At 30.6% G+C, this 6,958-nt stretch carries 7 protein-coding genes; 6 read left to right on the top strand and 1 reads right to left on the bottom strand.

Features of this window, described 5'->3' with window-relative positions:
* Positions 1-24: 24 nt before the first annotated feature.
* Positions 25-1,446, top strand: a complete 1,422-nt coding sequence (locus tag ABNK64_RS08505) for a cation:dicarboxylate symporter family transporter (protein ID WP_349764123.1) — start codon at positions 25-27, stop codon at positions 1,444-1,446.
* Positions 1,447-1,483: 37 nt separating this feature from the next.
* Here ABNK64_RS08505 and ABNK64_RS08510 read toward each other — a convergent pair whose 3' ends face one another.
* Positions 1,484-2,584, bottom strand: a complete 1,101-nt coding sequence (locus ABNK64_RS08510) for a replication initiation protein (RefSeq protein WP_349764124.1) — start codon at positions 2,582-2,584, stop codon at positions 1,484-1,486.
* 197 nt (positions 2,585-2,781) lie between these two features.
* Between ABNK64_RS08510 and celB the strand changes: the two genes are divergently transcribed.
* The 5 genes from celB to ABNK64_RS08535 form a co-directional block, all read left to right on the top strand.
* Positions 2,782-4,098, top strand: a complete 1,317-nt coding sequence (celB, locus tag ABNK64_RS08515) for a PTS cellobiose transporter subunit IIC (protein WP_349764125.1) — start codon at positions 2,782-2,784, stop codon at positions 4,096-4,098.
* Positions 4,095-4,802 carry a carbohydrate deacetylase gene (locus ABNK64_RS08520; RefSeq protein WP_349764126.1) on the top strand — a complete coding sequence of 236 codons (708 nt, stop codon included), beginning with the start codon at positions 4,095-4,097 and terminating at the stop codon, positions 4,800-4,802. The genes celB and ABNK64_RS08520 overlap by 4 nt, the downstream gene beginning before the upstream one ends.
* 2 nt (positions 4,803-4,804) lie before the next feature.
* Positions 4,805-6,148 carry a 6-phospho-beta-glucosidase gene (locus ABNK64_RS08525; RefSeq protein WP_291255275.1) on the top strand — a complete coding sequence of 448 codons (1,344 nt, stop codon included), beginning with the start codon at positions 4,805-4,807 and terminating at the stop codon, positions 6,146-6,148.
* Entirely contained in the window at positions 6,148-6,462 is a 315-nt protein-coding gene (locus tag ABNK64_RS08530) for a PTS sugar transporter subunit IIB (protein WP_291255276.1), read from the top strand. Before ABNK64_RS08525 ends, ABNK64_RS08530 begins: the two co-directional genes overlap by 1 nt.
* Positions 6,463-6,569: 107 nt before the next feature.
* Positions 6,570-6,958 (top strand): transposase (locus tag ABNK64_RS08535; RefSeq protein WP_349764127.1); only part of this gene is annotated, 389 nt, incomplete at its 3' end.

The raw sequence follows: 6,958 nt of genomic DNA on the forward strand, positions 1-6,958 counted from the left end.
AATATAAAGGAGAGGAAAGAAAGAATGAATAATGTATTTTTTCAACAATTTTTAATGATCAGTGATTTCAAAACTATCATTTTCTTAGCTATTTTATTTTTACTTATTACAATCGTTAACAGATTACCTAAACAGAAGTTTAACTTCTCTGCTAAGGTAATGGTTGCAACTTTTGTTGGTTTACTTTTAGGACTTGCTATACAAGTAACTGCTGGATTCCCTAGTAACCCTATGGAACTTACTTTTGTTAGAGAGTCTACTCTATGGTTTAGTCTTCTTGGTGGAGGATTCATATCTTTAATCAGAATGCTTGTTATCCCTTTAGTTATGGTATCTATCATTCACGTTATAATCAACATGAAAGAGGATGCTAACTTAGGAGATCTAGTAAAGAGAACTCTTGTTATAACTTTAGCTATGGTTGCTATCTCTGTTGCTGTTGGACTTGGACTTGGAATACTATTCAACGTTGGACATGTTGAAAGTGGAGCTGTATTAGCTGAGGGAACTAACAAAATTAGAGAAGTTAAGAATATTGTTGATACATTAAAAGCACTTATTCCTTCAAACCCAGTTGAGGCTATGGTTAGCTTAAATATCGTTGGACTTGTTATCTTCTCAGCTATCGTTGGAGTTGCTGCTAAGAGAATGTCTAAAAAATATATGGCAATTGTAAAGCCTTTCTTCGATTTAATAAATGCTTTACAAAAGATTATAGTTTCTATGGCTATGAGTATTATCAAATGGATGCCAGCTGCTGTAATTCCTCTACTTGCTAACACAATAGCTCAAAAAGGTATCAGTGCAATAGCTGAAGTTGGAAAATTCATAATTGTTCTTTACTTAGCTGTAGCAATTATGTTTGTAATCCAAATGATCGCTGTATCTCTTTTTGGAATGAACCCACTTACTTATGTAAAAAAATGTACATCACTATTAATTCTTGCATTTACTTCAAGATCAAGTGTTGGATGTTTACCAGTAACAATAGCTACTTTAACAAACAAACTTGGTGTTAGTGAGTCTACTGCAAGTTTCGTAGGAAGTTTTGGTACTACTGCTGGAATGCAAGGTTGTGCTGGAGTATTCCCTGCTTTAACTATAGTTTTCGTAACTCATATGAGTGGTAACTCTGTTGATATGACTCTATTTGCTATGGCTGTTATAGTTGTTGCTATCAGTTCATTAGGAATTGCTGGAATACCTGGAACTGCTACAATGGCTGCTTCTGTTGGATTATCAGGAACTGGATTAGCTGCTCTATTCCCTATGATCAACCCTATACTAGCTATAGACCCTATCATAGATATGCCTAGAACTATGCTTAACGTTATCGGTTCTGTAACAAATGCATTAATGGTAGATAAGAGCTTAGGACAAATAGATATGACTATGTATAATGATCCTACTGCTGGAAACGAAAGTAACTCAGCTGAAATGGAGTAATATAAAATTTGAGAGCGAATAAAATCGCTCTCTTTTTTTATTGATTCTCAATTTTAAAAATCTCTTTTTTAGAGTAGATATCCATATAGAACATATCTTTACTATACCAGATTTCCAACTTACTTCTCTCTGTTTTTACTGTACATTTTACATCTTCAACAATATTATATACCTTCTTAATCAATTTATCAGAAAAGATATGAGTAAAAATTTCATCATCATCTTTAAGATAGAACTGAATATCTTTGAAAATATACTTCAAAATATCATAGTTACTCTCATATCTGTACTTATTTCTCTTAACTAAGATATACTCACTAACATAACCATTTTCTATTAAAAATGCTAAGCTATCCTCAAAACTATAGTTAAATTTAGGGAGTAAATTTATTGCTGTAACTATCATCTTTTTTATCTTAGAATAACTTTTTACCTTTAATTGTTCCTCAATCAAAAATACAAATCTTTTCTGATCTCTTATATATCTCTTAAATAGGAATAAAAGCATCTTAATATTGGCCTTCGCCTCAATATCCTCTTTACTTTTTATATAAAATCTGATCTTCTCAACCCTTCCTGAAACTTTAATCTTCTCACAACTGAGAGTAAACTGTGTATTTTTATTTATATCCTCCTCTATTAGCTGTAATACATAGCGATCTAAGTCATACATTCTCGTATAATTTTCAACTTTCAATTGAAATTTTAATTCTGGTAAGGGGATCTCTATTACACTTTTTTGTAGATTTTCAATCATATACATAAAGAAAAAATCCACAGATAACTTATGTTTCAGGAATAAAAAATTATATAGTGAGTAGCTATTTACTAGCTTTCTCTCCTCTATCAACTTGATAAATAATCCATTTAACTGAAATCTTATCTGCTCCTTTTTTATATTGATAGAGGAAAAATAGTTGATATAGCTCCTTTCCTCACCTTCAATCAACCAAAATCCTTTTTTTGCAAATCTCTCAAAAAAATTTACCTCATCATTTTTCATTTTAGGAATATCTAAGTTGACTATATTAAAGTTTAACTCCTTATTAAATAGGTAATTATCTAGAACTTGTTTTAAAATCTCTCGCTCTTTTTTTGTCATAAAAGACGAAAATTCAATTTTAAAATTTTTTTTCATTGTATCTTTCTCCATATTTTATTTTTTTTACTATATTTTAGAACTATTTTTATTATTTTATAAAATAATAATACTAAAAATATAGTATTATTTCAAGTATAAAAGACGAAAATTATATATTTTTTTCAATACTTGCACTATTTTAAAATAACTAATATAATTATAGCACAAATAAAATAAATAATGGAGTGATTGAAATGAATATGATGGAAAAATTTGAAAATACCATGAACAACTATTTTCTTCCTGTTGCTACAAAATTAGCAGAACAAAAACATCTACAATCTATTAAAGATGGATTACTAGTTTCATTACCTCTAGTTATTGTAGGATCATTCTTTCTAGTTTTTGGTTTTCTACCAATTCCTGGATACAATGAATTTATGATAAGTATCTTTGGGGAACTTTGGCTTGAGAAATTTTTATATCCTGTTTCTGTTACTTTTGATATTGTTTCTATTTTTGCTTCAATTGGTATTGCATACCACCTTGCTAAGAAGAATAAAGTAGATTCTCTATCTGCTTCTGCTATATCTTTAGCTATGTTTCTATTGGTTACACCTAATAAAATATTGGTTGGAGAGAGTAGCACTTCTGGATATGCAATTGCTTATCTTGGAGGAAAGGGATTATTTGTTGCTATAATCTGTGCTCTTATCTCTACTGAAATATATAGTTGGTTTATCAAGAAAAATTATATAATTAAGATGCCTGAAAGCTGTCCTCCTGCTGTTGCAAAATCTTTCTCTGCTCTGATACCAGCATTTGTTATCATAGTTCTGTTTTGGCTGGTAAAAATTGGAGTAGAAGCTACTAGTTATAGTGATGTTCATAAGCTTGTTGTAAAATTGATCTCAGATCCTTTAACAGGTTTCTCTGCAACTCTATTTGGTGGAATCATCTGTGTACTTATTAACTCTATATTCTGGTCTTTTGGAATACATGGTGGAAGTATCTCTGGTATAGTTTTTGGACCTATGTTTACAGTTATTAGAGATGCTAATAGACTAGCTTTTCAAAATGGAAATCCAATTCCTCATATAATATCTGATGAGTTTTTAAATATCTATGTTTTCATAGGTGGAAGTGGTACAACTTTCTGTTTAGTTCTTTGTTATCTTTTCTATTCAAAAGCTAAACAGTATAAAGAGATTGGTAAACTAGCTATTGGAGCTTCTATATTCAATATCAACGAACCGGTTATCTTCGGTTCTCCAGTGGTATTAAATCCAATTTTAATACTTCCTTTTATCACAACTCCAATTGTGTTAACACTACTAGATTATTTTCTTATCTCATTTGGTTTAGTCGCACCAGCAGCTATTCCTGTACCTTGGACTATGCCTGTAGTAATCAGTGGCTTCCTTACTTCTGGTGGACATATAAGTGGTTCAATAGTTCAGATTTTAAATATAATTGTAGGTTTAATTATATATCTTCCTTTTGTTAAGATGCTTGATAAAAAAGCTGAATTAGAGGATATTGAAAATTTTCAAAGTGAGGTAGAAGAATGAGAAAAAAATTAATTGTTAATGCTGATGATTTTGGGCTTACACCAGGGGTAAACTATGGTATAATTGAAGCATATACCTATGGTATTTTGACATCCACAACACTTATGATAAATCAACCCTTTGCTAAGCATGCTATAAATTTAAAAAAACAGTATAAAAATCTTGGACTTGGAATACATCTAACTTTTGATAAGGGAAAAGCTCTTTCTGGAATCTCATCACTTACTGATGAAAATGGAAATCTGTTAAAATACTCTCTGCTAAAAGATAGTGGAACTGAGGAAGATTTTTATAGAGAAGCAAAGTTACAGCTTGAAAAATTTATTGAATTAGTTGGTGAAAAACCTACTCATATGGACTCTCACCACCATATTCATATAAAGAGTAATAATGCTGAAAAAGCTGTTCTTAGACTTAGTAAAGAGTACAATTTAAAGATCAGAACTCAATGCAATTTAATTGAAGATTTTTATGATGGTGGAGTTGAATTGGAAAAACTTCTAAACACATTAAAAAATAGTAGTTGTGAGATTACTGAATTGATGTGTCATCCTGGGTATATTGACCACGCTCTTTTAAAAACTAGCTCATACAATACAAAACGTGAAGATGAGTTAAATATTTTAAAAGATTCTACACTTTTAATCTATATAAAAGAAAATTTTGACTTAATTGATTACTTAGGTAACTGTAAGGAGGTATAGTTATGGATAAAAAATTAAAAATTGTTACTATTGGTGGTGGTTCTTCATACACTCCTGAAATAATAGAGGGATTTATAAAAAGATATGAAAAATTACCAGTATCTGAGTTATGGCTTGTTGATATTGAAGAGGGTAGAGAAAAGCTTGAGATCGTTGGAGCTCTAGCTCAGAGAATGATTGATAAAGCTGGTTTAAAAGATAAAATGAAACTGTTCTTAACTTTAAACAGAAGAGAAGCTCTTGTAGGAGCTGACTTTGTTACAACTCAGTTCCGTGTGGGACTTCTAGAGGCTAGAATAAGAGATGAAAAGATTCCTTTAACTTTTGGAATGTTAGGACAGGAGACAAATGGTGCTGGTGGATTTGCTAAGGCTATGAGAACAATACCTGTTATACTAGATATTTGTAAAGATATGACTGAACTTTGTCCTAATGCTTGGCTTGTAAACTTCACTAACCCAAGTGGAATGATTACAGAAACTGTTTTAAAGCAATATCCTAATATAAAAGTGGCTGGTCTATGTAATGTTCCAATTGGTATGAAAAAATCTGTTATTGAGGTTTTAGAAGCTGATGAGAAAGATGTAGAGATCACTTTTGGTGGACTTAACCACTTTGTTTGGGCAAGAACTATCAAGCATAAGGGAGTAGATAAAACTAGAGAGGTTTTGGAAAAGATCCTATCTGGTAATGAAAATCTACCTGCAAACTTAAAAAATAGTACTCCTTGGATTAAAGAGCAGATTTTAGATACAGGAATGATGCCTTGTCCATATCATAGATACTATTATTTGAGTGATGAGATGTTAAATAGTGAATTAACTTCTTTTAGAGCTGGAAAGGGAACAAGAGGAGAACAGGTTAAACAAGTTGAGAAAGAGCTATTTGAACTATATAAAGATCCTAACCTAAATGTAAAACCTAAGCAATTGGAACAAAGAGGTGGACAATACTATTCAGATGCAGCTTGTGAACTTATCTGTTCTATCTATAATGATGCTGGTACTACAATGGTTGTTTCAACTAAAAACAACGGAACTATCAAATGCTTACCTGACAATGTTTCAGTTGAAGTAAGTTGTAAAATTTATAGAGATAAGTTAGTTCCACTTCCTCAAGAGGAGATGCCAATAGAGGTTAGAGGAATCCTACAACTTATGAAAAACTTTGAAGAATTGACAATAATGGCTGGTGTAAATGGAGATTATGGAAAAGCTTTACAAGCTCTAACTATCAATCCTTTAGTTACAAGTGGAGCTGTTGCTAAACATATTTTAGATGAGATAATTAAACAAAACTGGAAATATTTACCACAATTTCATCACTTAAACTGGGAGGTAAAATAATGAAAAAAATACTATTACTTTGTGCTGCTGGAATGTCAACTAGTATCCTAGTTAACAAAATGAAAGATGCTGCTACTAAAAATGGAATAGAGGTTGAGATAAAAGCAGTTAGTTTAGATCGTTTTGATTCTCATATTGATGAGTATGATGTATTTCTATTAGGACCACAGGTTAGATTCAAAAAAAATCAACTTCAACCTATTGCTCATAAAGCAAATAAACCTTTAGAAGTTATCAATACTACAGATTATGGTTTGATGAAAGGTGAAAATGTTCTTAAGTTCGCTTTAGAATTGATTGAAAAAGGTGTATAATAAAAAAGACAGGATGATAGTATAAAAAATTTTGTGTAAATAAAAATCTCTCTTGATTATTGATGAATTATAAGTATAATTTAATTAATATCAAGGGAGGTTTTTTTATGTCTTTATTACCTAAAGAACTTATTAAAGAAATTGTTAAAAAAGGAAATTTTAAGTCTGCTACTGATATTCAAGAAGCTCTTAAAGATCTAATGAAAGAATTTATCCAAGAATCACTTGAAGCAGAATTAGATACTCAGTTAGGATATGAAAAATATAGTAAAAAAGAAGATTGTGAGAACTCTAGAAATGGATATTCTAAAAAGAAAGTTAAATCTTCTTTTGGAGAAATAGAACTTGATATCCCACGCGACAGAAATAGTGAATTTGAACCTAAAATCGTTCCAAAATATTCGCGGGATATTTCTAACCTAGAAGAAAAAGTTATTTCTATGTATGGATTAGGTATGTCTACAAGAGATATTAATAAACATGTCCAAGAAATTTA

Source organism: Fusobacterium sp. SYSU M8D902 (genome assembly GCF_040199715.1).
Classification (GTDB): Bacteria; Fusobacteriota; Fusobacteriia; order Fusobacteriales; family Fusobacteriaceae; genus Fusobacterium_A.

Excerpts from the sequence above, each read along its gene's own strand:
- ABNK64_RS08530 (WP_291255276.1), top strand. The coding sequence starts at position 6,148 with ATGAAAAAAATACTATTACTTTGTGCTGCTGGAATGTCAACTAGTATC.
- celB (WP_349764125.1), top strand. The coding sequence starts at position 2,782 with ATGAATATGATGGAAAAATTTGAAAATACCATGAACAACTATTTTCTT.
- ABNK64_RS08525 (WP_291255275.1), top strand. The coding sequence starts at position 4,805 with ATGGATAAAAAATTAAAAATTGTTACTATTGGTGGTGGTTCTTCATAC.
- ABNK64_RS08520 (WP_349764126.1), top strand. The coding sequence starts at position 4,095 with ATGAGAAAAAAATTAATTGTTAATGCTGATGATTTTGGGCTTACACCA.
- ABNK64_RS08505 (WP_349764123.1), top strand. The coding sequence starts at position 25 with ATGAATAATGTATTTTTTCAACAATTTTTAATGATCAGTGATTTCAAA.
- ABNK64_RS08510 (WP_349764124.1), bottom strand. The coding sequence starts at position 2,584 with ATGAAAAAAAATTTTAAAATTGAATTTTCGTCTTTTATGACAAAAAAA.